The sequence below is a fragment of the Geodermatophilus arenarius genome (assembly GCF_042654585.1).
Lineage (GTDB): Bacteria > Actinomycetota > Actinomycetes > Mycobacteriales > Geodermatophilaceae > Geodermatophilus > Geodermatophilus arenarius.
The window spans coordinates 110,974-131,751 of sequence record NZ_JBHSGR010000013.1; the positions used below are offsets into that span (position 1 = coordinate 110,974).

The following is a 20,778-nucleotide window of genomic DNA, read 5'->3' on the forward strand; positions in this document are numbered from 1 at the left end:
CCCCGCGACGACCGAGCCCCGCGACGACCGGGCCCCGCGACGACCGAGCCCCGCCCCACGCAGCGGCGGGACGGGGCTCGGTCGGTCCGGTTCAGCTATTGTAGAGGGCCTCGACCTCCTGGTCGAACTCCTTCACGACCACCGCGCGCTTGAGCTTCAGGCTCGGCGTCAGCATCCCGTTGTCCTCGGTGAAGTCCGTGGCGAGGACGCGGTACTTCTTGATCGCCTCGGCCTGGGACACCGCCCTGTTGGCGTCGGCGACGGCGGCGTCGATCTCGGCCCTGACCTCGGGGTCGTCGACGAGCGCGGAGGCCGGGGTGTCGGCCGGCTTGCCCTTGCTCTCCAGCCAGGCGGGCAGGGCCTCGGCGTCCAGGGTGATGAGCGCCGCGATGAACGGCCGCTGGTCGCCGACGACGATGCACTGGCTGACCAGCCGGTGGGCGCGCAGCCGGTCCTCGAGCACCGCGGGGGCGACGTTCTTGCCGCCGGCGGTCACCAGGATCTCCTTCTTGCGGCCGGTGATCCGGGTGAAGCCGTCGGCGTCGATCTCGCCGATGTCCCCGGAGTGGAACCAGCCGTCGGGGTCGATCGCCTCGGCGGTGGCCTGCTCGTTCCTCCAGTAGCCGCGCATGACGACGCCGCCGCGGATGAGGATCTCGCCGTCGTCGGCGATCCGGAACGAGACGCCGGGCAGCGGGCGGCCGACCGTGCCGATCCGCAGTGCGCGGTCGTGGTTGACCGAGGCGGCGGCGGTGGTCTCGGTGAGGCCGTAGCCCTCGTAGACGGTGACGCCGGCGCCGCGGAAGAAGTGGCCGAGCCGCTCGCCGAGCGGGGCGCCGCCGGAGATGGCGCCGAGGCAGCGGCCGCCGAGAGCGGCGCGCAGCTTGCTGTACACCAGCCGGTCGAACACCGCGTGCTGGACGCGCAGGCCGAGGCCCGCGCCGCCGGTGTCCTGGGCGCGGGACCAGGCGATGGCCACCTGGGCGGCCCGGTCGAAGATCCTCCCCTTGACCGGGCTGTCCGCCTCGGCCTTGGCCTTGGCCTGGTTGAAGACCTTCTCGAACACGCGCGGGACGGCCAGGACGAACGTCGGCCTGAACCTGCCGAGGTCCTCGACCAGGTTCTTCACGTCCGGCGTGTGGCCGATGACGGTGCGGGTCTTCACCGCGCCGACCTGCATGACGCGGGCCAGCACGTGCGCCAGGGGGATGAACAGCAGCAGCGAGCCCTGCACGTTCATGAACCGGTCGAGCAGGCTCATGCCGTTGCCGACCTCGAACAGGAAGTTGCCGTGGGTGAGCTCGCAGCCCTTGGGGCGACCGGTGGTGCCCGAGGTGTAGATGAGCGTCGCCAGGCTGTCGGCGTTCAGCGTCGCGCGGCGGGCCTCGAGCTCGCTGTCGGGGACGGCCTCACCGGCAGCGGTGAGCGTGCCGACGGCGTCGTCCTCGATGACGTACAGCGGGCCGAGGTCGGGGGCCTGGTCGCGCACCGAGTCGACGGCGGTGGCGTGCTCGGCCTTCTCGACGATCGCGGCGACCGCGCCGGAGTCGGAGAGGATCCAGGCGACCTGGTCGGGGCTGGAGGTCTCGTACACCGGGACGGTGACCGCGCCGGCCGTCCAGATGGCGAAGTCGATGACGGTCCACTCGTAGCGGGTCTTGGCCTGCAGGGCGACCCGGTCGCCGGGCTGCACGCCCGCGGCGACCAGCCCCTTCGCGACGCCGGCCACCTGCTCACCGAACTCCCGCCAGGTGACGTCGACCCAGCGGCCGTCCCGCTGCCTGCGCAGGCCGACCTCGTCGCCGTGCTCGGCGACGTTCTCCGCCAGCATGTCGGTGAGCGCCTCCGAGGCACCCACCTCGGTCGTCGCCGGGACGCTGTACTCGCGCACGCTCCGTCCTCTCCTCCCCGTGCGGCCGGGGCGCCGCTGCCCGCGGTCCCCGCGCGGGACACGTCCCGCCGAATCTACCGGCTGGGGCTACCGGTGAGTAGCCGTGCCCGGTCCACCCACCCTGCGTCTTCCGGGTGAACGGCTAGCCTCAGGCGCATGGCGGAGCAGTCCACCCAGTCGATCGTCGTCTCCGCGCCGGCGGCCGAGGTGATGGCCGTGATCGCCGACTTCGAGGCGTATCCGCAGTGGGTCAAGGCGGCCCGGACCGTCGAGGTGCAGGAGCGCGGGCCCGACGGCCGCGCCCGCCGCGTCCGGTTCGTCATCGACGCGACCGTCCTCACCGACGAGTACGTCCTCGACTACGCCTGGGACGACGACCGGCAGGTCTCCTGGACCCTGGTCACCAGCAAGATCATGAAGCGGCAGGACGGCTCGTACACGCTGCGCGAGACCGGTGGCGGCACCGAGGTGACCTACCGGCTCGCCGTGGACATCGGTGTCCCCATGCTCGGGATGATGAAGCGCCGCGCGGAGAAGGTCATCCTCGACACCGCGCTCAAGGAGCTCAAGAAGCGCGTCGAGGGCTGAGCCCGTGCGCACGCTGCTCCTCACCGGCCCCGGCGGGGCCGGCACGACCACCCTCGCCGCCGCGGCCGCGGTGCGCGCCGCCCGGGACGGGCGCCGGGTGGTGCTGGTGACCCGCCAGCCGGTCCCCGACGGGACGGCGGCGGCGGGCGTCGAGGTGGTCGTCGCCGAGCCGCAGGCCGGGCTCGAGGCGCTGTGGGCCGAGCGGGTGGCGGGCCCGGCGTCGGCGGTGCCCGACCTCGAGCTGCCGCCCGCGACCTCGGTGGTGCCGCTGCCCGGCGCCGGCGAGCTCGGCGTCCTCGCCGCGCTCGGCCGGGTGCGGCCGGACACCGACCTCGTCGTCCTCGACGCCGGGCCCCTGCCCGCCGCCACGGGGCTGGTCGCCCTGCCCGGCGCGCTGCGGTGGTGGCTGCAGCAGGTGCTGACCACCCGCGTGCGGGTGCTCGCCGCCGTCCGCACCGCCGCCGTCCGCGCCGGCACGGTGCGCCGCGGCGCCGCCGACCTCGCCCTCGACGCGGTGCCCGACCTCGAGGCGCTGCTCGACCGGCTGCGCCTGACCGACCCCGCCGCCACCGCGGTCTGGCTGGTCGGCCGGCCGCGGCCCTCCGCCGTCGCCGCGCTGCGGACCGCGACCACCGCCCTGGCCGTGCACGGACAGCGCCCGGTGGGCGTGCTCGCCCGCCGGCTGCCCGCGGCCGGGCCGGCGGACTGGGCGGTCGCCCGGGCCGCCGAGGAGGAGGCCGCGCTCGCCGGGCTGGCCGGGATCGCGCCGGTGCGGGACGTCGCCGAGGCCCCGGTCGAGCCGGCCGGCGCCGAGGCGCTCGCCGCGCTGCTGCCCGACCTGCCCGACCTGCCCGGGCCCGCGGGCGACCCCGCCCCGCCGGTGCCCGCACCGGAGCGCGTGGACGGCGGGTGGCGGCTGACGCTCCCGCTGCCCTTCGCCGAGCGCGCCGGGGTGCGGCTCACCCGCTGGGACGACGACCTGGTGGTCACCGCCGCCGGCACCCGCCGCTCGCTCCGCCTGGACCCCCTGCTGCGCCGATGCGTGGTCACCTCGGGCACCCTGGCCGACCCGGGCACCGCCGCCGCGCGGCTGGAGGTCGGCTTCGCCGCCGACCCGCAGCAGTGGCCGGCCGACCTGCTGGCGGCCGTCGGGGCGGACGGTGCGGAGGGAGCACCGTCGAGCGGTGCGGCGGACGGCCCGGCGGACGACAGGGGGACACGGTGAGCGAGGGAGCCGACTGGCTCGATCAGGCGCGGCGGCTGGCCGCCGGGCTGGGACAGGCCTGGGTCGAGACCGGCGCCGCCGCGGAGGGGGAGACGCCCGGGCACGAGCCGGGCGGGGACTGCCGCTGGTGCCCGCTGTGCCGGGCGGCCGCCGTCGCCCGCCGGCCGGACGTCAGCGAGGCGCTCGCCGACCTGCTGACCAGTGCCGCGGGCGCCCTGCGGTCGGGAGCCGCCCCACCGGCGCCGCCCGCGCCGGAGCCGGCCCCGACGCCGGAGCCGGAGCCGGCGCAGGTCCAGCACATCGAGCTCGGCTGAGTGGCCGGCGACCGCACCGGTCCCGCCGCCCTGCCCGCGCTCGGCGTCGACGTCGGCGGGACCAAGGTGGCCGGCGGCGTCGTCGCGCCGGACGGGACGGTGCTGGACACCGCCCGCCGCTCGACGCCGACCGCGTCGGTGACCGAGACCGAGGCCGCGATCGCCGGGGTGGTCGAGGAGCTCGCCGTCCGGCACGGCGGCCCGCTGGCGGCGGTCGGCGTCGGCGCGGCCGGCTGGTTCGACCGCACCGGCGACGTCGTGCTGTTCAGCCCGCACCTGGCCTGGCGGCACACCGCCCTGCGCCGCGACCTCGCCGCCCGCCTGCAGCGGCCGCTGTGGGTGGGCAACGACGCCGACGCCGCCGCGTGGGCCGAGTACCGCTTCGGCGCCGCGCGGGGGGCCGAGCTGGCCCTGTGCATCACCCTCGGCACCGGCATCGGCGGCGGGATCGTCGCCGGCGGCCGGCTGCAGCGCGGCGCGCACGGGGTGGCGGGGGAGTGGGGGCACATGCGGGTGGTCCCCGACGGGCGGCTGTGCGCCTGCGGCAACCGCGGCTGCTGGGAGCAGTACGCCAGCGGCAGCGCCCTGGCGACCACCGCCCGCGAGGTGGCCACCCGCTCGCCGGCCGCGGCGGCCCGGCTGCTCGACCGCGTCGACGGCGACCCGGCGCAGCTGAGCGGCGAGGACGTGGCCCGCGCCGCGGCCGACGGCGACCCGGTGGCGCTCAGCCTGGTGAGCGACGTCGGGGAGTGGCTCGGCCAGGGCATCGCCGACCTGGCCAGCGTCCTCGACCCGGACGTCGTCGTCATCGGCGGCGGGGTGAGCGTGCTCGGCGACATGGTGCTCGACCCGGCGCGCGAGCGGCTCGGGCGCGCGCTGCCCGGACGCGGCTTCCGGCCCGGCCCGCGGGTGGTCGCCGCGGCGCTCGGCGCCTCGGCCGGCCTGGTCGGCGCGGCGGACCTCGCTCGCGCGGCGGTCTGCGCCGGGCTCTAGACGACGGCCCCGTCGTCGCCGTCGTCGTCGCGGTCGCGCATCCGGGACAGCGCCAGGGCGGCGCTGCCGACCAGGGCCGCCACGCCGAGCACCAGGCCGGTCTCGGTCCTCAGGCCCAGCACGCCCGGCGCGCCGACCAGCACCACGCCGGCCGCGGCGAGCAGCACCGCGTAGAGGGTCGACGGCGAGGGCATCGGCACCGGCGGGGCCGGCGGGGGCTCGTAGTGCTCCTCGGCGAGCGGGTCGTCCTCGTCGTCGTCGGCCGGCGGCGCGGCGGGCCGGACGACGGCGGGCTCCGCGGGGTCGGCGTCCTCGACGACGGTGCGCCCGTGCTCGGCCTCGTAGGCGGCGACGATGCGCGCCCACTCGGCGTCCTCGTCGAGGTCGCGCCGCAGCGGGCGCCGCTCGGCCGCGGGACCGCCGGCGGGGGCGTGGTCGTCGGCGTGCCGCTCGACCAGGGACCGGCCCTCGCCCAGGCGGGTGCGGTCGACGAACAGCCGGTCGGCCGGCGGGCTGGGGAGGAAGACGGTGCGGGTGTAGGGCCCGACGTCGGCGGCCGGCTCCAGGTAGGCGGCGATGCCGGCGTCGCGCAGCACGTCGAGCAGGTGCTCGCCCACGCGCGGGTCGACGTCGCGCAGCGGCGCCCAGAGCGCGGCGTCCAGGCCGTTGTCGCGGCGGCCCCGCCCGCGCCGCGGCCCCGTCACGCCGCGGCTCCCCGGGGGAGCGGCCGGTCAGCAGCCACGGTGGTCCTCCTCCGGGGTCGGGCGCGGGTGCGGCCGGGACGACGCGCGGAGCCGATTGTCGCCGGGGCACCCGGATCCCTAGTCTGGCAGTTCGACAGGGAGGCGTGTTGTTCTACTGGTTCCTCAAGTTCGTGGCCATCGGGCCGGTCGTGAAGCTCGTGTTCCGCCCGCGGGCCGAGGGGCGCGAGCACGTCCCGGCCGACGGCGCCGCGATCCTGGCCAGCAACCACCTCTCGGCCTCGGACTGGATCTTCATGCCGCTGTCGCTGCGGCGCCGGGTCACCTTCCTGGCCAAGCAGGAGTACTTCACCGGCACCGGCGTCAAGGGGTGGCTGCAGCGGGCCTTCTTCTCCGGCGCGGGGCAGGTGCCCATCGACCGCTCCAGCGCCACGGCCGCCGAGGACGCGATCCGCACCGGCCTCCGGATGCTGCGGGAGGGCCGGCTGCTGGGCATCTACCCCGAGGGCACCCGCTCGCCCGACGGCCGCCTGTACCGCGGCAAGGTCGGCGTGGCGCGGATGGCGCTGGAGACCGGCGTGCCGGTCGTCCCGGTGGCGATGGTCTACCGGCCGCGGCGGATGCCGTTCGGCAGGAAGCTGGTCCGCGTGTGCGTGCGCTTCGGCGAGCCGCTGGACTTCTCCCGCTACGAGGGCCTGGCCGGCGACCGCTTCGTCGAGCGGTCCATCACCGACGAGATCATGTACGAGATCATGACGATGTCGGGCCAGGAGTACGTCGACGTCTACGGCGCCACCGTCAAGAAGTCGATGCAGGCCACCGGCGCCAGCGCCTCCGACGTCGTCGGGCGGCTGCAGCCGCCGGCCGGCGAGGCCGGCGACCGGGCGCCGGACACCCTCGCCGGCTGAAGGACCCCGCACGCCTCGCAGGCGCAGGCGGAGGGCCCGAGGGGTGGCCGTCCCAGCAGGTCACCTCCGGAGCAGTCGCTCCAGCAGGTCGGTGAGCAGGGCCAGCAGCTCCTCGCGGCTGGTCGCGGGCTCGCGCACCCACTGGTGCACGAGGTCCTCGGTGAAGGCGAACCACGAGCGCACCAGCTGCCGGCGCAGCGGGTCCTCGAGCCCGCCGAGCGCGCCGATGCCGAGGTCGACCAGCGCCTCGCGGGTCTCCTCGTAGACCTCGGCCACCCACGGGTCGCCGCCGGCCGCGCCGCGGACGAACGCCAGGTGCGACTCCCGGTAGGTCTCCACCCAGCCGACGTAGCGGTCGAGCATCCACGCCGGGCGCTCCGCGGCCGGCAGGTCCGCCGGCGGGCTGAGGTGGGCGCGCAGCAGGTCGGCCGCCGCGCGCGTCACGGCCTGGTAGTACTCCCGCTTGGACGGGAAGTAGTGGAACAGCAGGCTGCGGCTGATGCCGGCCCGCCGGGCCACCTCGTCGATGGTCAGCTCCTGCACCGGCGTGGTGGGCAGCAGCTGCAGGCCGATGCCGACCAGCTGCTCCCGCCGGTCGGCGGCCGACCGGCGGGAGCGCGCGGGGGGAGACGACACCGGCGCCCGGCTCAGGCGGCGGCCCGGGACGCCGCGGCGTCGGTGAGCAGCCGCGCGATCGACGCGGTCACCAGCGACGGCCGCTCGTTCGGGAGCATGTGCCCGGTCCGCGGGACCACCTGCACGTGCGCGCCGGGCAGGGCCTCGGCGAGCCGGCGGGTGTGGCGCACGGGGGTCAGCTTGTCGGAGTCGCCGACCAGCACCTCGACCGGCACGCGGGTCAGCGCGGCGAGCTCGGCGTGCTCGTCGTGCTCGAGCAGCGCGGGCAGGAACGCGGTGAACGCCCGCACGGTGGTCGCGTGCACGATCTCCGCCCCCGCGCGCACCATCGCGTCGGTGGCGTCGGCGCCGTAGAGCAGGTCGCGCACGACCGCCCGGTGCCGCGGGTGCTCCGGCGGCACCAGCCGGCGCAGCCGCTCGACGACGCGGGCGCCGGCCAGCGCCGCCAGCGCCAGCGCGCCGGGGGTGAGCCGCTGCCGGACCCGCTCGGCGCGGGTGCGCGGCGGCCGCTGCAGGTCCCCGGCCGACGTCGACACGAGCGCGACGCCGAGCACCCGGTCGCCGAACAGCTCGGGCCGGGCCGCGGCCAGGCACATGACCGTCATCCCGCCCATCGAGTGCCCGGCCAGCACCACCGGGCCGGACGGCGCCAGCTGGTCGAGCACCGCGGCGAGGTCGGCGCCCAGCCGGTCGACCGAGACGTCCGCGGTGCCCCAGCCGGAGCGGCCGTGTCCGCGCTGGTCGTAGCGGACCAGGCGCAGCCGGCCGTCGGCGACCTGCGGGGTGAGCAGCGCGGCGACGTCGTCCCAGGCGGCCTGCGCCAGCGTCCAGCCGTGCACGAGGACCAGGGTGACCGGGGCGTCGTCGGGACCCTCGACGGTGGCGTGCAGCAGGGCGCCATCGGGGGTGGCGACGGCGGCGGTGCGGCGCAGGCGCGGGGGAGCGGTCGTGCTCACGCGGCCACCTCCGGGGTGCGGGCGGGCACGCCGGCGGGGGTGGCGACGTAGTTCTCCCGGTCCAGCCGCCGGGTCAGCCTCCGGAAGCGGAAGGTGAAGTCCGGCCAGAGCGTGGTGTTGTGGCCGTGCCGGTCGAGGTACCAGCTGCCGCAGCCGCCGGCCAGCCACACCGTGCCGCGGGACCGGCGGGCGACGAGCTCGCGGTAGGCCTCCTGCGCCTCCGGGGTGGTCTCGAGGGTGTCCAGGCCCTCGGCGGCCATGGTGCGCAGCGCGTCGTCGACGTAGGCCACCTGCGACTCGATCATGTAGACCATCGACGTGTGGCCGACGCCGACGTTCGGCCCCACCAGCAGGAACAGGTTGGGGAAGCCGGCGACGGTGCTGCCCCGGTTGGTGACCATGCCTCCGTCCCACACCTGCGCGAGGGTGCGGCCGTCGCGGCCGGTGATCCGCCGGGCGATCGGCAGGTCGGTGACGGAGAAGCCGGTGGCCAGCACGATCGTGTCGGTGGGCCGCTCGACGCCGTCGACGGTGACGACCGAGTGCGGCCGGACCTCGGCGATGCCCGCGGTGACCAGCTCGACGCCCGGTGCCGACACCGCCGGGTAGTAGTCGTTGCTGATCAGGATCCGCTTGCAGCCGATGGTGTAGTCCGGCGTCAGCGCCTCGCGCAGCCGCGGGTCCCGGACCTGCCGCTCCAGGTGCGCCTTCGCCACCCGACCCACGGGCGTCAGGAACCGCCGGTGCTTGGCCAGGCCGAGGACGAGGAACTCGCGGGCCAGGTACAGCACCGCGCGGACCAGCCGCTGGAAGCCGGGGACCAGCCGGTACAGCCGCTGTACCCACGGGGACACCGGGTGGTCGGTGCGCGGCACGATCCACGGGGGCGTGCGCTGGTAGACGGCGAGGCTGCCGACGCGCGGCTGGATCGCGGGGACGATCTGGACGGCCGAGGCGCCGGTGCCGACGACGGCGACCCGCTCGCCGGTGAGGTCGTGGTCGTCGTCCCAGCGCGCCGAGTGCACGACGGTGCCCCGGAAGGAGTGCAGCCCCGGGATGTCGGGCCGGTGCGGGTCGGCCAGCGCACCGGCGGCGGAGACGAGCACCCGGGCGCGGAACCGGCCGGCCGTCGTCTCGACGTCCCAGCGGCGGTCGGCGTCGTCCCAGCGGGCGGCGGTGACCTCGGCGCCGAAGACGCAGTGCCGCCGGACGTCGAACCGGTCGGCGGTGGCCTGCAGGTAGGCCTGGATCTCCGGCTGCTCGGAGTAGGAGCGCGGCCAGTCCGGGTTGGGCGCGAAGGAGAAGGAGTAGAGGTTGGACTGCACGTCGCAGGCGGCGCCGGGGTAGTGGTTGTCGCGCCAGGTGCCGCCGACGTCGTGCGCCCGCTCGAGCAGCACGAAGTCGGTCTCGCCGCGCTGCCGCAGCCGGATCGCCATGCCCAGGCCCGCGAACCCGGAGCCGATGATCGCCACCCCGACCTCCCGGGTGTCCTCCGCGCCCGGGGCGGGCCTGTCCAGCGTGCTGGTCACCGGGTGCTCCTCCTGCGACGACGTCCGGCTTGCTGAGCAACGGTCGACAAGCTACAACCCTCGTTGAGCAGTGCTCAACACGAGCGGCCGAGACCCAGGGAGCACCGATGGCGCTGTCGCCCCGCAGGAGGACCCGCACGCCGCTGGCCGGGAGGGCCGTGCTGGTCACCGGCGCCGCCCGCGGCATCGGCGCCGAGCTGGCCCGCCGGGCCGCCGCCCGCGGCGCCCGGGTGGCGCTGGCCGGTCTCGAGCCCGAGCTGCTGGCCCGGGTCGCCGACGAGCTCGGCCCCGGGCACCTGTGGGTGGAGTGCGACGTCACCGACCCCGAGGCGCTGCGGGCCGCCGTCGCCCGCACCGTGGACACCTTCGGCGGCCTCGACGTCGTCGTCGCCAACGCCGGGATCGCCCCGCTCACCACGGTGATGACGAGCTCGGCGCACGCGCTGTCCCGGACGATCGAGGTGAACCTGACCGGCGCGGTGCTGACCGTGCACGCCGCGTTGCCCGAGGTGGCGGAGCGGCGCGGGCACGTGCTGCTGGTGAGCTCGGCGGCGGCCTTCACCGTGCTCCCGGGCATGAGCGCCTACTGCGCGGCCAAGGCCGGGCTGGAGCGCTTCGGCGACGCGCTGCGGCTGGAGGTGGCCCACCGCGGCGTCACCGTGGCCAGCGCCCACCCGACCTGGATCGACACCGACCTGGTGCGCGACACCGAGGCGGCGCTGCCCACCTTCGCCGCCACCCGCCGGTCGCTCCCGGGGCCGCTGGGCGCGTACACGTCGGTGGAGGACTGCGCCGAGGCGCTGGTGGAGAACCTGGAGACCCGCGGCCGCCGGGTGTTCGTGCCGCGCTCGGTCGGCGTCGTCTCGGCGCTGCGCCAGGCGGTCACCGGCGCCGTGGCGGAGAAGCTGATGATCCGCCTGTCGGCCGCGCGGGTGCCGCAGCTCGAGCGGGACGTCGCCGCGCTGCAGGGCCGGGAGTTCGGCCGGTCCTCGGTCGGCGGCCGCCGGGCCGGCTGAGCGCACCTACGGTGGGCGGCGTGCGGCGGTACTTCTACGACACCGAGTTCATCGAGGACGGGACGACGATCGACCTCGTCTCCATCGGCGTCGTCGACGAGACCGGCCGGGAGTTCTACGCCGTCAGCACCGAGTTCGACGAGCGCCGGGCCATCCCGTGGGTGCGCCGCAACGTGCTCGACCAGCTCCCGCCGCCGTCGGACCGGGCCTGGCGCAGCCGCCGGCGCATCCGCGACGACCTGCTCGCCTTCCTCACCGGCCCGGGGGAGGAGGTCGAGCTGTGGGCGTGGTTCGCCGCCTACGACCACGTGGCGCTGGCCCAGCTGTGGGGGCCGATGACGGCGCTGCCGCGGGCGGTGCCGCGGTTCACCCGGGAGCTGCGGCAGCGGTGGGACGACGCCGGCCGGCCCGAGCTCCCGCCCAAGCCGGCCGGCACGCACGACGCGCTCGTCGACGCCCGCTACAACCTCGCCCGCTGGAACGCGATCGAGGCCGCCCGGGCCCGCTGAGCAGGGCCCGGACGGCCTCGACGGGTGCACCTCCGCGGAGGTGCGCGGCTACACCGTGAAGACGGCGAGCAGGCGGGTGAGCTCCTGGGACAGCCCGTCGAGCTCCACCGCGGCGGCGTGCGCCCGCTCGACGTCGTCGGCGCTGTCCCGGGCGTCGGCGCTGACCGTGGTGAGCGTGGCGGACACCGAGCCCGCGCCCTCGGCGGCCGCGGCGACGCTGCGGGTGAGCTCGCGGGTGGTCGCCGACTGCTCCTCCACCGCGCTGGCGATGGTGAGCTGGTGGTCGTTCATCGCGTGCACGACCTCGGCGATGCGGGTGATCGAGCCGACCGCGGCGCCGGTGTCGGCCTGGATGGCCTCGACCTTGCGGGCGATGTCGTCGCTGGCCCGGGCGGCCTCCTGCGCGAGCTCCTTGACCTCGTTGGCCACGACGGCGAAGCCCTTGCCCGCCTCACCGGCGCGGGCGGCCTCGATGGTCGCGTTGAGCGCGAGCAGGTTGGTCTGCTCGGCGACGGCGGCGATGACGCGCACCACCTCGCCGATCTCCGCGGAGCTGGTGCCCAGCGCGGCGATCGCGCCCTCGGTCCGGCGGGCGAGCTCGGCGGCCTGCCGGCCCACCTGCGCGGCCTCGGCGGCGCTGCGGGCGATGTCGGTGATCGACAGGCCCATCTCCTCCGCGCCGGCCGCGGCCGCGGACACGCCGGCGCTGATGTCGCTGGCCGCGGCGTGCGCCGACTGCGCCTGGTCGCGGCTGCGGGCGGCGCGGGTGGCGAGCCCGTCGGCGACCGCGGCCACGCCCGACGCCGACGCCGCCACCTGGCGGGCGCAGCCGCCGATGTCGCGCACGGTGCCGGCGACCTTCTCCACGAACCGGTTGAACGCCGCGGACAGCTGGCCGACCTCGTCGTCGCCGCTGACCGTCATGCGCTGGGTCAGGTCCCCCTCGCCGTCGGCGATCTCGGCCATGCGGGCGCGAAGCTGGTGCAGCGGCGCGGTGAGCCGGCGGCCCAGCTGCCAGGCGACGACCCCGCCGAGCAGCGCGACCAGGACGGCGGCGAGGACCAGCGCGGTGACCATGGCGGCGCGGCCGTCGGCGAGCCGGTCGACCGGGCCGGTGAAGTCGGCGTCGCGGGCGATCGTGACCAGCACCCAGTCCCACGGCGCGTAGTAGGTGACGGTCGCGGTGCTCGCGCCGGCCTCGGGGTCGGTGAAGCGCACGGTCGCCTGCGCGCCGTCCTCCAGCGCCACGGCGGCCTCGACGATCTCCCGGGCGTAGGGCTTCCCGTCGGCGTCGGACGCGTCGACGAGCTGCTCGCCGTCGCGCTCGCCGCCGGGGCTGACCAGCACGGTGCCGGCCCGGTCGCCGGTGCCGCCCCAGACCTCCACGTGCCCGTTCTCGCCGACCCGGGTGGCCTCGAGGCTCTCCCGCAGCGCCGGGATGGACTGCTGCTTCTCGCCCACGTAGAGCATGCCGACCAGCTGGCCGGCCCGGTCGAGCAGCGGCGTGTAGGCGGCGACGTACCAGGAGTCGACGACGAAGGCGTTGCCCCGGTAGGTCTGCCCGGCGGTGACCGCCGAGACGACGGGGTTCGGCGTGCCGTCGGGGTCGGTGGCCGGGATGTAGGTGCCGATCGCGCGGGTGCCGGTGGCCGACGTGACGTTGGTGGCCACGCGCAGCATGTCGCCCGACGGCGTCCGCTGGAAGATCGTCGCGGTGCCGCCGACCAGCGCCTCGACCTGGTCCACGACGGCGGTGGGCACGGCGGGGTCGGCGTTCTGGCCGAGCCACGCGCCGCCGACGGTCACCCGCGGCAGGTCCACCGGCGTGACCTCCCCGGAGAGCTGGTTCCGCGCCTCCCAGCGCACCGGCCCGCCGGGGCCGCCCACGGCCAGCCCGCCGGAGCGGGCGAGCACGTCGAGGGCGACGGCGAGCTGGCTGTCGACCCGCGCGGCGGTGGACTGGCCCTGGGTGGCGACGACGTCCCGCACCCCGGCCGCGGTGCGCGCGACGCTCTCCTCGACCAGCTCGGTCACCGACTCCTGCGTGGTGTCGGCGAACCGCGCGCTCTGCCACGCGCTCACCCCGGCCATCGCGCCGCCGGTCGCCGCCACGCTCACGACGGCCAGCGCGACCACCTTCGTCCTGATGCCCCACCGTCCGAGCACGCCGTCCCCCTCCCGGCCCGGGCAGAGCACCCGGCACCGCGCCGCAGCGTCGGCACGCCGCGGCCGGTCCTGTACCGGAACCGGCCGCGTCGGGGCGGCTGGGGCGGGTGGGGCGGACCGTGACTCAGGCGGGTCCGAGCACGGCCTGGGTCTGGGTGACCGAGGCGACCGGGCGCCCGTCGTCGTCGGTCACCTCGGTGAGGACGACGACCGTCGAGCGGCCGACGTGCAGCGGGCGGGCGGTGGCGTGCGCGGTCCCGCCGCGGACCGCGCGCAGGAGCGACGTCGACGAGGCGAGGGTCGACGTCGAGGCCCCGGGCGGCAGGTTGAGGAAGGCGCACACCGCGCCGACGGTGTCGGCCAGCGTCATCAGCGCGCCGCCGTGCAGCACCCCGCCGGCGGTGCACCGCTGCGGCGCCCACGGCAGCCGGCCGGCCACCTCGCCGGGCCCGGCCCGGTCCAGCTCGACGCCGGTGGCGACGGCGAAGGGCATCAGCGCGAGCAGTTCGGCGGGGTCCACGCCGGCGATCCTGCCGGTTCCGGCGCGTAGACGGTGACCGCGGTCACCGATCGGGTGCAGGATCGTGCTGACCTGCGGTTCGTCCGTCCGGGAGGCGTCGTGCGCATCGGGATCCTGACCGGCGGGGGAGACTGCCCCGGCCTCAACGCGGTCATCCGGGCCGTGGTCCGGTGCGGCATCGGCTCCGGGGACGAGGTGGTCGGCTTCCGCGACGGCTGGCGCGGGCTGCTCGACGACGACGCCGTCCCCCTGGACCTGGCCGCCGTCCGCGGGCTGCTGCCCCGTGGCGGCACCGTGCTCGGCACCTCGCGCACCAACCCCTACGCCATCGACGGCGGCCCCGCGCGGGTGATGGCCACCCTCGAGCGGCACGGGATCGAGGCGCTGGTCCCGGTGGGCGGCGAGGACACCCTCGGCGTCGCCGCGAAGCTGACGGGGGAGGGGGTGCGGGTGGTCGGCGTCCCCAAGACGATCGACAACGACCTCGACGGCACCGACTACACCTTCGGCTTCGACACCGCGGTCGGCGTCGCGATGGAGGCCATCGACCGGCTGCACACCACCGGTGACAGCCACCACCGGACGCTGGTCGTCGAGGTGATGGGGCGGCACGCCGGCTGGATCGCGCTGCACGCGGGGATGGCCGGCGGCGCCACCGTCGTGCTGGTGCCCGAGCGCCCGTTCGACGTCGAGGCCGTGGTCGCGCACTGCCTGCACCGCTTCGAGTCCGGCTACTCGCCGATCGTCGTCGTCTCCGAGGGGGCGCGGCCGGCCGACGGCGACCTGGTGACCGCCACCGGCGAGCGGGACGCCTTCGGCCACGTCCGGCTCGGCGGCATCGGCGCCGCGCTGGCCGCGCTGCTCGAGGAGCGCACCGGCCGGGAGGCGCGCGCGGTGGTGCTCGGGCACATCCAGCGCGGCGGCACGCCGTCGGCGTTCGACCGGGTGCTGGCCACCCGCTTCGGCCTGGCCGCGGTCGGCGCGCTGCACGAGGGCCGCTCCGGTGTCATGGTGGCCCTGCGCGGGACCGACGTCGTCCCCGTGCCGATCGCGGAGGCGACCGCGCGGCTGAAGCTGGTCCCCCTGGAGCGGTACGCCGAGGCCGAGGTGTTCTTCGGGTGAGGAGGTGACCGCCGTACCCTCGACCGCGTGAGCCTGTCCCCATCCCCGCAGCCGGTGCCCGGTCTCGACCGGTGGCGGGAGCTCCCCGCCGCCCAGCAGCCGACCTGGCCCGATCGCGCCGCGCTCGACGGCGTCCTGAGGACGCTGTCGTCCGTGCCGCCGATCGTGGCGCCCAGCGAGGTCGACGAGCTCCGCGGCCGGCTCGCCGAGGTGGCGCAGGGGCGGGCGTTCCTGCTGCAGGGCGGGGACTGCGCGGAGACCTTCGACCTCAACACCGACGCGCACCTGCAGAGCACCACGCGCACGCTGCTGCAGATGGCCGTCGTCCTCACCTACGGCGCGAGCGTGCCGGTGGTCAAGGTCGGCCGGGTGGCCGGGCAGTACGCCAAGCCGCGCTCGTCGGACACCGACGCCCTGGGCCTGCCGTCCTACCGGGGCGACATGGTCAACTCGCTGGAGCCGGTGCTCGAGAAGCGCATCCCCGACCCGAACCGGCTGGTGCGCGCCTACGCCAACTCGGCCGCGGCCATGAACATGATCCGCGCCTACGCGCACGGCGGCCTGGCCGACCTGCACGCCGTCCACGACTGGAACAAGGACTTCGTCGCCAACTCGCCGGCCGGTGTCCGCTACGAGGTCATCGCCCGCGAGATCGACCGGGCGCTGGCGTTCATGAAGGCCTGCGGGGTCGACGACAGCGCGCTGCGCGGCGTCGAGCTCTACAACAGCCACGAGGCGCTGGTCCTCGACTACGAGGCCGCGCTGCTGCGGGTGCACGAGGGCCGGCCCTACGCCGCCTCGGCGCACTTCGTGTGGATCGGCGAGCGCACCCGCCAGCTCGACGGCGCGCACGTGGAGTTCATGTCGCGCATCGCCAACCCGATCGGCGTCAAGATCGGGCCCTCCACCACCCCGGAGCAGGCCACCGAGCTGGTCGAGCGGCTGGACCCCGACGGCGTCCCGGGCCGGCTGACGCTGATCAGCCGCATGGGCAACGGCAAGATTCGCGACGTCCTCCCCGCCATCGTGGAGAAGGTCACCGCCAGCGGCCACCAGGTCGTGTGGCAGTGCGACCCGATGCACGGCAACACCCACGAGTCCTCGACCGGCTACAAGACCCGGCACTTCGACCGGATCGTCGACGAGGTCCTCGGCTTCTTCGACGTGCACCGTGCGCTGGGCACCTGGCCCGGCGGCATCCACGTCGAGCTCACCGGCGAGGACGTCACCGAGTGCCTCGGCGGGGCCATGGAGATCAGCGACGAGGACCTCAACAGCCGGTACGAGACCGCCTGCGACCCGCGGCTGAACACCGGGCAGTCCCTGGAGCTCGCCTTCCTCGTGGCGGAGATGCTGCGTGGGTAAGGACCTCGTCCTCCCCGTCCCTCGCCAGCTCGGGACGAGCCTCGGGACGAGGCCGTGATCGACCTCCGGTCCGACACCGTCACGAAGCCCACCCCCGGCATGCGCCGGGCGATGGCCGAGGCCGAGGTGGGCGACGACGTCTACGGCGAGGACCCGGCGATCACCGCGCTCGAGGAGCGCGTCGCGGACCTGTTCGGCCACGAGGCCGCGCTGTTCGTGCCGTCCGGGACCATGGGCAACCAGATCGGCATGCGGCTGGTGTGCGAGCCCGGCCAGGAGGTGCTCTGCGACGCGGACGCGCACGTGGTCACCTACGAGATGGGTGCCGCGGCCGCGGTGTTCGGCATCTCCACCCGCACGGTGGTGTCCTCCGGCGGGCTGCTCGACGCCGGCGCGCTGATCGACCAGGTGCGCCCGCGCGGTGACTGGCACCTGACCGCCACCGCCGCCGTCGCCGTGGAGAACACGCACAACCGCGGCGGCGGGCGGGTGCAGCCGCTGGCCGAGCTCGAGCGGCTGTTCGCCTGGTCCCGCGACGCCGGCGTCGCCGTGCACCTCGACGGCGCCCGGATCTGGAACGCCTCCGTCGCCGCCGGCACCGACCTCGCCACCTACGGGCGGCTGGCCGACACCGCGTCGGTCTGCCTGTCCAAGGGGTTGGGCGCGCCGGTCGGGTCGGTGCTGGTCGCCTCCGCCGAGCGGATCGCCGCCGCCCGGCTGTGGCGCAAGCGCCTCGGCGGCGGCATGCGGCAGGCCGGGGTGCTGGCCGCGGCCGGGCTGTACGCCCTGGACCACCACTTCGCCCGGCTGGCCGAGGACCACGAGCACGCCCGGCTGCTGGCCAAGCGGCTGGGCGTGGACCCGGCGACGGTCGAGACGAACATGGTCGTGGTCGACGACGTCCCGGCGCCGGCCGTGGCCGAGGCCGCCAAGGCGCGCGGTGTGCTGGTGTCCCAGGTGAGCCCGCGGCGGATCCGCCTGGTCACGCACCTCGACGTCGACCGGGCCGCGGTCGACCGCGCCGGCGACGTCCTCGCCGACCTCCTCGACCGCTAGGCCCCGAGGACGGGGAGCGATCCCCACGTCCTCCCGCCGAGGACGCGCGGATCGCTCCCTACGCCGCGGAGGCCTGCAGTGGGTGGCCGTCGCGGAGGGCGCACAGCAGGGCGATGTCGCGGGCGTGGCCACGGTCGGCGCTCGGCGTCTCGACGACGACCGGCACCCCGGCCATCGACGGGTGCGCCATCAGCTCGCCGAAGGCGCCGACGCCGATCGAGCCCTCGCCGATGGTGGTGTGCCGGTCCCGCTTGGAGCCGCGCTCGTCGAGGGAGTCGTTGGCGTGCACCAGCCCGAGCCGGCCCGGGCCCACGGTGGCCTCCAGCGCGTCCAGGGTCGCCGTCGTCCCGCCCGGGGTGGCCAGGTCGTGCCCGGCCGCCCACGCGTGGCAGGTGTCCAGGCAGACGCCGACCCTCGGGTGCCAGTCCAGCGCCGCGAGGTAGGGGCCGAGGTCCTCGACGGTGGCCGCCAGCGACCGGCCGCCGCCCGCCGTCGGCTCCACCAGCAGCCGCGGGCCGTCGTCGGGGAGGGCGTCGAGCACCGGCAGCAGCCGCTCGTGCAGCTGGCGCAGCGCGGCCTCGTAGCGGTCCTCGTCGACGGCGGACCCCGCGTGCACGACGACGCCGCGCACGCCGAGCTGCACGCCGCGGGCGAGGTCGGCGGCGATCGTCTCGACGGAGCGGTCGACGGTCGCCGGGGTGGGCGAGCCGACGTTCACCAGGAACGGCGTGTGCACGAACGACGGGACGCCGCGCTCGGCCAGGCCCGCGACGAACGCGGCGTCCTGGGCGGGGTCGCCGGCCGACCGCTTCCAGCCGCGCGGGTTGCCGACGAAGACCTGCACCGCCTGCGCGCCGACGTCGTCGGTGTAGCGCAGCCCGCCGGTGGCCAGGCCCCCCGCGACCTGGACGTGCGCACCGACCGGGGTGGAGGGGGCGCCGTTCACCCGAAGCTGAGCAGCAGGCTCACCTGGCTGCCCTGGTCGACGACGGTGCCCGCGCCCGGGCTCTGCCGGTACACGCGGTCGCCGGTGATGAAGGTGGACGTGGTGACCGTCAGGCCCGCGGCCTCGAGGGCCGCGGTCGCCTCGTCCTCGCCCATGCCGGTCACGTCGGGCACGGTCACCTGCGGCACGCCGACGGAGACCTGGATGGTCACCTCGCTGCCGTAGGGCGCCTCGGTGCCCGGCCCCGGGGTGACCGCCATGACCGCCCCCGTGGGGACGTCGGCGCTGCGGCCCTCGGTGCGGACGACGGTGAAGTGCTGGGCCTCCAGGTTGGCCTGCGCGGCGTCGGCGGGCTGGCCGACGACGTTGGCGACCGCGACCGGCGCCGGCCCGCGGCTGACGAACACCGTCACCGGGTCGCCGCGCCTGACCTCCGTGCCGGCCTCGGGCTCGAAGCCGGTGACCGACCCGACCGGGATCTCCTCGTCGTAGTCCTGCTGCTCGGTGGGGACGACGGGGATGCCGGCCAGCGCCTCGCGCACCGCCTCGACCGGCTGCCCGACCAGGTCGGTGGGCACGGTGAACCGCTCGGGCCCCTTGGAGACCACCAGCTCGACGTCGCTGTTGCGGATCGCCTCGCCGCCGTCGGGCTCGGCGGAGATGACCGTGCCCTCGGGCACGGTCTCGCTGAACTGCTCCTCGGCGAAGACGGGGTCCAGGCCCGCCTCCTGCAGCAGGTCGACCGCGGCGGCACGGTCGCTGCCGACCAGCGAGGGCACCTGCGTCCAGCGGCCGGAGCCCATCCACCAGCCGATCGCGCCGATGGTGACCGCCAGCAGCAGCACGACCGCGACGGCCAGCCGCGCGCGGCGGCGCCGCACCTGCGGGGAGACGCCGGTGCGCTGCGGCGGCGCGGGCCGCCGCCCGCCGACGTCGGCCGTCGAGCCGGTGCCGACGTTGGGCAGCAGGCTGGTGCGCCCGGCGCGGGAGGGACGGCTGCCGCCGAGCACCTCGGTGCCGGGCTCGCTGCCGTCGCCGGGGTCGCTGGGGTGCCGGCGCGGGGGCCGGTTGGTCGGGCGGATGGTGGCGGGGCCCGCGGAGCTGCGCCCGGTGGGCACCGGCACGCGGGCCAGGCCCAGGTCGCTGCGGACGTCCTCGAGGTCGGCGAGGAAGGCGCCGGCGTCGAGCGGGCGGACGGCGGGGTCGCGGCGCGTCGTCCGCTTGACCAGCTCGTCGACCTGCCACGGCACGGTCGGCACCTCGGCCGAGGGCAGGGGCACGTCGTGGTGCACGTGCTGGTAGGCCACCGCCAGCGGGGTGTCGCCGCCGTAGGGCGGGTGGCCGGTGAGCATCTCGAACAGCACCAGCCCGGCGGCGTAGACGTCGCTGCGGGCGTCGGCGCGGCCGCGCTCGAGCTGCTCGGGGGACAGGTAGGCGACCGTGCCGATGAGCACGCCGCCGGTGTGGCTGGTCTGCCCGGTGCCGGTGAGCGCGCGGGCCAGACCGAAGTCGGCGACCTTCACCGTGCCGTCGTGGCCGATGAGCACGTTCTCGGGCTTGACGTCGCGGTGCACGATGCCGGCGCGGTGCGCGGCCGACAGCCCGGCCAGCACCGGCTCGAGGACGGCGAAGGCCTCGGCGACGGTGAGCCGGCCGCGGGCCTGCAGCAGGTCGCGCAGCGTGCGGCCGCGGACCAGCTCCATCACCAGGAAGACCAGCCCCTGGTCGCTGCCCTGGTCGCTCACCCCGACGACGTTGGGGTGGCTGAGCATCGCGGCGGCGCGCGCCTCGCGGGTGAACCGGCCGACGAACGTCGGGTCGTGCGCCAGGTGCTCGGCCATGACCTTGACCGCGACCGTGCGGTGCAGCCGGAGGTCGGTGGCGGCGTAGACGGTGGACATGCCGCCGCGCGCCAGCCGCTCCTCGAGGCGGTAGCGCCCCTCGAGGACCAGGCCGACCACGGGGTCGGTCACGGCGGTGTCCACGAGCAGGATTCTAGGAGCGCCCCGCCCGGGAGCGGCCCGCACACGCGCAGGCGGGCGGGCCGGCACACCCTCCCGTCACACCGGTCACGGGAGGGTCCGCCCGCGTGCACCCGCCCCGGCGGGGGTAGGCGTGCGGGCACCGACCGACGAGCGAGAGGACGAGCACGTGAGCGAGCAGACACCCGAGCCGGGCCCGCAGGACGAGGCCGGGGTCGAGCGGGGCGGGATGGACGAGGCCAGCGGCGCCCCGCTCACCGAGACCGAGATCGAGACGTCGAAGAAGCCCGAGGACCGCGACAGCGACGTCTGACGGTCCCGGCCCGGGGCGCCCGCCCCGGGCCGGGCCGCCGTC

The 20,778-nt window shown here is 76.2% G+C and carries 20 protein-coding genes; 11 read left to right on the forward strand and 9 right to left on the reverse strand.

Translation table 11 applies throughout. The features are described 5' to 3' along the window. Window positions 1–91 precede the first annotated feature (91 nt). The gene (locus ACFO3M_RS13315; protein ID WP_387989277.1) at window positions 92–1,891 is read right to left on the reverse strand and encodes an AMP-dependent synthetase/ligase; all 1,800 of its coding nucleotides are present in this window, start codon (window positions 1,889–1,891) and stop codon (window positions 92–94) included. A gap of 156 nt (window positions 1,892–2,047) precedes the next feature. Between ACFO3M_RS13315 and ACFO3M_RS13320 the strand changes: the two genes are divergently transcribed. The 4 genes from ACFO3M_RS13320 to ACFO3M_RS13335 are packed head-to-tail and all read left to right on the forward strand — an operon-like array spanning window position 2,048 to window position 5,011. Further along, the gene (locus ACFO3M_RS13320; protein WP_387989280.1) at window positions 2,048–2,479 is read left to right on the forward strand and encodes an SRPBCC family protein; all 432 of its coding nucleotides are present in this window, start codon (window positions 2,048–2,050) and stop codon (window positions 2,477–2,479) included. A 4-nt stretch (window positions 2,480–2,483) separates the two neighbouring features. Further along, on the forward strand, window positions 2,484–3,704 hold the full coding sequence (locus tag ACFO3M_RS13325) for an ArsA family ATPase (protein ID WP_387989283.1): 1,221 nt from the start codon (window positions 2,484–2,486) through the stop codon (window positions 3,702–3,704). After that, entirely contained in the window at window positions 3,701–4,018 is a 318-nt protein-coding gene (locus tag ACFO3M_RS13330) for a hypothetical protein (protein WP_387989285.1), read from the forward strand. The genes ACFO3M_RS13325 and ACFO3M_RS13330 overlap by 4 nt, the downstream gene beginning before the upstream one ends. After that, window positions 4,019–5,011: an ROK family glucokinase gene (locus ACFO3M_RS13335; protein ID WP_387989288.1), complete on the forward strand. Its 993-nt coding sequence runs from the start codon at window positions 4,019–4,021 to the stop codon at window positions 5,009–5,011. It abuts the gene before it with no gap. On the opposite strand, the gene ACFO3M_RS13340 is transcribed toward ACFO3M_RS13335, so the two are convergent. After that, window positions 5,008–5,715, reverse strand: a complete 708-nt coding sequence (locus tag ACFO3M_RS13340) for a hypothetical protein (RefSeq protein WP_387989291.1) — start codon at window positions 5,713–5,715, stop codon at window positions 5,008–5,010. The genes ACFO3M_RS13335 and ACFO3M_RS13340 overlap by 4 nt on opposite strands. Before the next feature lie 143 nt (window positions 5,716–5,858). Here ACFO3M_RS13340 and ACFO3M_RS13345 point away from each other — a divergent pair, with 143 nt between their 5' ends. Continuing rightward, window positions 5,859–6,620, forward strand: a complete 762-nt coding sequence (locus ACFO3M_RS13345; protein WP_387989294.1) for a lysophospholipid acyltransferase family protein — start codon at window positions 5,859–5,861, stop codon at window positions 6,618–6,620. A gap of 60 nt (window positions 6,621–6,680) precedes the next feature. Here ACFO3M_RS13345 and ACFO3M_RS13350 read toward each other — a convergent pair whose 3' ends face one another. From ACFO3M_RS13350 to ACFO3M_RS13360, 3 genes are read right to left on the reverse strand one after another with little or no spacing between them, the layout of a single operon-like run. Beyond that, entirely contained in the window at window positions 6,681–7,256 is a 576-nt protein-coding gene (locus ACFO3M_RS13350) for a TetR/AcrR family transcriptional regulator (RefSeq protein WP_387989297.1), read from the reverse strand. 11 nt (window positions 7,257–7,267) lie between these two features. Continuing rightward, window positions 7,268–8,212, reverse strand: a complete 945-nt coding sequence (locus tag ACFO3M_RS13355; RefSeq protein ID WP_387989300.1) for an alpha/beta fold hydrolase — start codon at window positions 8,210–8,212, stop codon at window positions 7,268–7,270. Then, complete coding sequence (locus tag ACFO3M_RS13360; protein WP_387989303.1) at window positions 8,209–9,741, reverse strand: flavin-containing monooxygenase; 1,533 nt, start codon at window positions 9,739–9,741, stop codon at window positions 8,209–8,211. The genes ACFO3M_RS13355 and ACFO3M_RS13360 overlap by 4 nt, the downstream gene beginning before the upstream one ends. 107 nt (window positions 9,742–9,848) lie before the next feature. Here ACFO3M_RS13360 and ACFO3M_RS13365 point away from each other — a divergent pair, with 107 nt between their 5' ends. Both ACFO3M_RS13365 and ACFO3M_RS13370 read left to right on the forward strand, forming a co-directional pair. Further along, window positions 9,849–10,757, forward strand: a complete 909-nt coding sequence (locus tag ACFO3M_RS13365; protein ID WP_387989306.1) for a short-chain dehydrogenase/reductase — start codon at window positions 9,849–9,851, stop codon at window positions 10,755–10,757. A gap of 20 nt (window positions 10,758–10,777) precedes the next feature. Then, complete coding sequence (locus tag ACFO3M_RS13370; protein WP_387989310.1) at window positions 10,778–11,266, forward strand: polyadenylate-specific 3'-exoribonuclease AS; 489 nt, start codon at window positions 10,778–10,780, stop codon at window positions 11,264–11,266. Window positions 11,267–11,314: 48 nt separating this feature from the next. Here ACFO3M_RS13370 and ACFO3M_RS13375 read toward each other — a convergent pair whose 3' ends face one another. Both ACFO3M_RS13375 and ACFO3M_RS13380 read right to left on the reverse strand, forming a co-directional pair. After that, entirely contained in the window at window positions 11,315–13,432 is a 2,118-nt protein-coding gene (locus ACFO3M_RS13375) for a methyl-accepting chemotaxis protein (RefSeq protein WP_387989313.1), read from the reverse strand. Between the two features lie 124 nt (window positions 13,433–13,556). After that, a complete protein-coding gene (locus ACFO3M_RS13380; RefSeq protein ID WP_387989316.1) occupies window positions 13,557–13,952 on the reverse strand; it encodes a PaaI family thioesterase in 396 nt (131 codons plus the stop codon). A 99-nt stretch (window positions 13,953–14,051) separates the two neighbouring features. On the opposite strand from ACFO3M_RS13380, the gene ACFO3M_RS13385 reads away from it, so the two are divergent. Genes ACFO3M_RS13385 through ACFO3M_RS13395 form a run of 3 tightly spaced genes read left to right on the forward strand, consistent with a single transcriptional unit; the run spans window position 14,052 to window position 17,495 of the window. Then, window positions 14,052–15,074 (forward strand): ATP-dependent 6-phosphofructokinase, encoded by a 1,023-nt coding sequence (locus ACFO3M_RS13385; RefSeq protein WP_387989319.1) that lies wholly within the window; start codon window positions 14,052–14,054, stop codon window positions 15,072–15,074. Window positions 15,075–15,101: 27 nt separating this feature from the next. Beyond that, the gene (locus ACFO3M_RS13390) at window positions 15,102–16,439 is read left to right on the forward strand and encodes a class II 3-deoxy-7-phosphoheptulonate synthase (protein WP_387989322.1); all 1,338 of its coding nucleotides are present in this window, start codon (window positions 15,102–15,104) and stop codon (window positions 16,437–16,439) included. A gap of 54 nt (window positions 16,440–16,493) precedes the next feature. After that, window positions 16,494–17,495: a threonine aldolase family protein gene (locus ACFO3M_RS13395; protein ID WP_387989325.1), complete on the forward strand. Its 1,002-nt coding sequence runs from the start codon at window positions 16,494–16,496 to the stop codon at window positions 17,493–17,495. Window positions 17,496–17,553: 58 nt separating this feature from the next. Here the strand turns inward: ACFO3M_RS13395 and ACFO3M_RS13400 are convergent, their stop codons facing one another. Then, complete coding sequence (locus tag ACFO3M_RS13400) at window positions 17,554–18,441, reverse strand: deoxyribonuclease IV (protein ID WP_387989328.1); 888 nt, start codon at window positions 18,439–18,441, stop codon at window positions 17,554–17,556. Next, entirely contained in the window at window positions 18,438–20,426 is a 1,989-nt protein-coding gene (gene pknB / locus ACFO3M_RS13405) for a Stk1 family PASTA domain-containing Ser/Thr kinase (protein WP_387989331.1), read from the reverse strand. Before pknB ends, ACFO3M_RS13400 begins: the two co-directional genes overlap by 4 nt. Before the next feature lie 166 nt (window positions 20,427–20,592). On the opposite strand from pknB, the gene ACFO3M_RS13410 reads away from it, so the two are divergent. Beyond that, on the forward strand, window positions 20,593–20,736 hold the full coding sequence (locus tag ACFO3M_RS13410) for a hypothetical protein (protein ID WP_387989334.1): 144 nt from the start codon (window positions 20,593–20,595) through the stop codon (window positions 20,734–20,736). Window positions 20,737–20,778: the final 42 nt, after the last annotated feature.